3 protein-coding genes are annotated in these 2,483 nt (G+C 67.9%); 1 reads left to right on the top strand and 2 read right to left on the bottom strand.

The window, feature by feature from the left end; genetic code table 11:
* Positions 1-77 precede the first annotated feature (77 nt).
* Positions 78-1,562: an HNH endonuclease signature motif containing protein gene (locus QRN53_RS16115; protein WP_285244851.1), complete on the top strand. Its 1,485-nt coding sequence runs from the start codon at positions 78-80 to the stop codon at positions 1,560-1,562.
* Positions 1,563-1,590: 28 nt separating this feature from the next.
* Here QRN53_RS16115 and nboR read toward each other — a convergent pair whose 3' ends face one another.
* Positions 1,591-2,223: a nicotine blue oxidoreductase gene (gene nboR, locus QRN53_RS16110; protein WP_285244850.1), complete on the bottom strand. Its 633-nt coding sequence runs from the start codon at positions 2,221-2,223 to the stop codon at positions 1,591-1,593.
* Between the two features lie 79 nt (positions 2,224-2,302).
* Positions 2,303-2,483 (bottom strand): hypothetical protein (locus QRN53_RS16105; protein WP_285244849.1); only part of this gene is annotated, 181 nt, incomplete at its 5' end.

Raw genomic sequence — 2,483 nt, 5'->3', positions numbered from 1 at the left:
CAGTCAGAACCCAGAGTCACACCGCAGCACGAGCCAATTCCATCATTACTGTCAGACCCCCTTGTCATGATGAGGTTATGGGGAAAGCGGCAGTGGTGAGGGCGTTGGCGGAGACGCGCGCCGCCCTTGCCGTGCTGGCTGCGGAGATTGATAGGGCGGGTTCGTTACCGTTTTCGAGGGCTGATCCGTTGGCTGGTTTGGCCGACGGCTGCCTGGAGATCCTGGCTGGTGCCCGTGAGGTGGAGGCCGTAATTGCCGCGTTGAAGGCCAAAGCGGCTGTGGTGTACTCGGATGCCGCGGGTGTTGTTGCGGGGCCGGAGGTGCCGGTGCAGGCACAGGAGATGGCGGTCGCGGCGGAGATCGGGTGCCTGCTGGCTCTTGGGCCGCGGGCGGCGTCATCGTTCCTGGCCACCTCCCACGTTGTGGTCAAGGAGTTGCCGCTCACCCTGTCGGCGCTGCAGGCCGGGAACCTGTCCTGGAGCCACGCGGTGGCCATGGCGGACCAGACGGCCAGTCTGGATGCACCGGGGACGTCGGCGTTGGAAGCGCATTTCCTGGACCCGGATGCACCGGATCCGGCGCGCGGGTGTCCGGTGGGGGAGCTGCCGGCGCACCGCTTCAGGGCCAAGGCCCGCACCTGGCGCGAACGCCACCATACGGAGAGCATCGAAGCCCGGCACGCCAAATCCGCGGCGGACCGGCGGGTGGAGTTCCGGGCGGACCAAGACGGGATGGCGTGGCTTTCCGCGTACCTGCCGGCTGCCCAGGCGTTGGCAGGGTGGAACCGGCTCACTGCCGCTGCCCGGGCTCTGCAGGGGCCGGCCGAAGGCAGGACTCTGACCCAGCTGCGGGTGGACACCTTCGCCGCAGCGATCCTCGGCGGCAGCATGGTGGGAAAGGGCAGTGCTGCAGCCTCCGGCGCCGGGTCCGAATTCGCCGACGACGGCGGCGCGAGCCACCAGGGTCTGTCACCGTCGATCCGTGCGCAGGTGTTGCTGACCGTTCCGGTGTTCTCGCTGATGGGCCTGACCGATGAACCGGCGATGCTGGACGGGTACGGTCCCATCCCGCCGTCGATGGCCAGGGAGTTGGTGGCTGAGGGAGCAGGGTCGTTCTACCGGGTGTTGGTGGATCCTCGGGACGGGGCTCCGTTGGAAATCGGCAGGACGAGTTACCGGGTCACCGGGCCGATGCGGTCCTGGCTCAGGATGCGGGACGGGAAGTGTCCGTTCCCTGGGTGCAGCAACAACTCCCTGGACAACGAGGCCGACCACCTCCTCGCCTGGGGCAAGGGCGGTACCACCGGGATCAGCAACCTGGGGCAGCCCTGCCCGAAACACCATAGACTCCGGCACGCCACCGGCTGGAAACCCACACCGGCCACCAGGAACGAACCGCCGGGATGGACTTCACCCAGCGGCCGTCACTACACCAGCGAACACCAGGACTGGGAACCACCCGAATGGCCCAGGGGATGGGCGGCCGGCGTCACAGATCTTGTCCGCCACCGTGGATCACCGTGGGAGGAGGCTCTGGAGAGATACCTGCGCGCCCACGCGTGATCGCCCCGACCTCTGGATCAGGTGGATCTCATTCGAGCAGCCGGAGCTGGTCCGGGGTATCGATATCCTCGCCGGTGGACTGGTCGCTGCAATCCACCTCATCCACGAGTTCTGGGTGGCTCCGCAGGAAGCCTCGTGCGCCGGCGTCACCGGTCACCGTCTCAGCCACCGCGGCCCGCAGCGAGGTGTCGATTAACAGCGGGTGCCCGCGGACGAGTGCTGCCTCACCGCCGTCGTTGGAATTAAGGCGGCGGTAGGCGGCACTCGTGATCCGCCCCGGACGGTGGGCGTCCAACAGCCGCCGAACAGTTTCGGGGGTCAGCCCCGGCTGGTCCACCAGGGCCACCATCACATCGTCCGCAGGATCAGCTGTGGCCAGGCCCAGCAGGAACGAGCTGCCCATTCCCGATTCCCAGTCCGGGTTAGTGACCACCTGGCAGCCGTCCAACTTGGCGGCAGCCACGACCTGAGCGGCACCAGCGCCGAGGACCACCACCACGTCCAGGCAGCCGCCATCGAGCAGGGCAGCGGCAACTGCCTCCACCAGCGGGCGTCCACGGAAGGGGAGCAAGGCTTTGGGGCCCCGGCCCAGGCGCGTTCCTGCGCCGGCGGCCAGGATCAAGCCGGTGGTGCGCCGTTCCTGTGTGGTGGCTGTTGTCATAGCAGCACCCTAACCAACGCCAAGGCAGCGGAGGCAGCTTCCCCCCGGAAACTGCCCCCGCTGCCGCCAACGCCTGGACTCAGGCGTCCCCGCCTGCACCGCCGGTGGTGCCGGCGTTGACGTCCAGGAGTTTGTACCGGTCCATGGCGTATTGCGGCGCGCCCTCCTCCACCTCTCCACGTGCCGCGAGCATCTGCAGCGCCTTGACCACGATGGAGTGGGTGTCGTTTTTGAAGTAGCGGCGGGCTGCTGCGCGGGTG

This window comes from Pseudarthrobacter sp. fls2-241-R2A-127, from assembly GCF_030209355.1.
Classification (GTDB): domain Bacteria; phylum Actinomycetota; class Actinomycetes; order Actinomycetales; family Micrococcaceae; genus Arthrobacter.
Note: the sequence above shows the minus strand (reverse complement) of the source record. Positions and strands in the feature narration are given on the sequence as shown.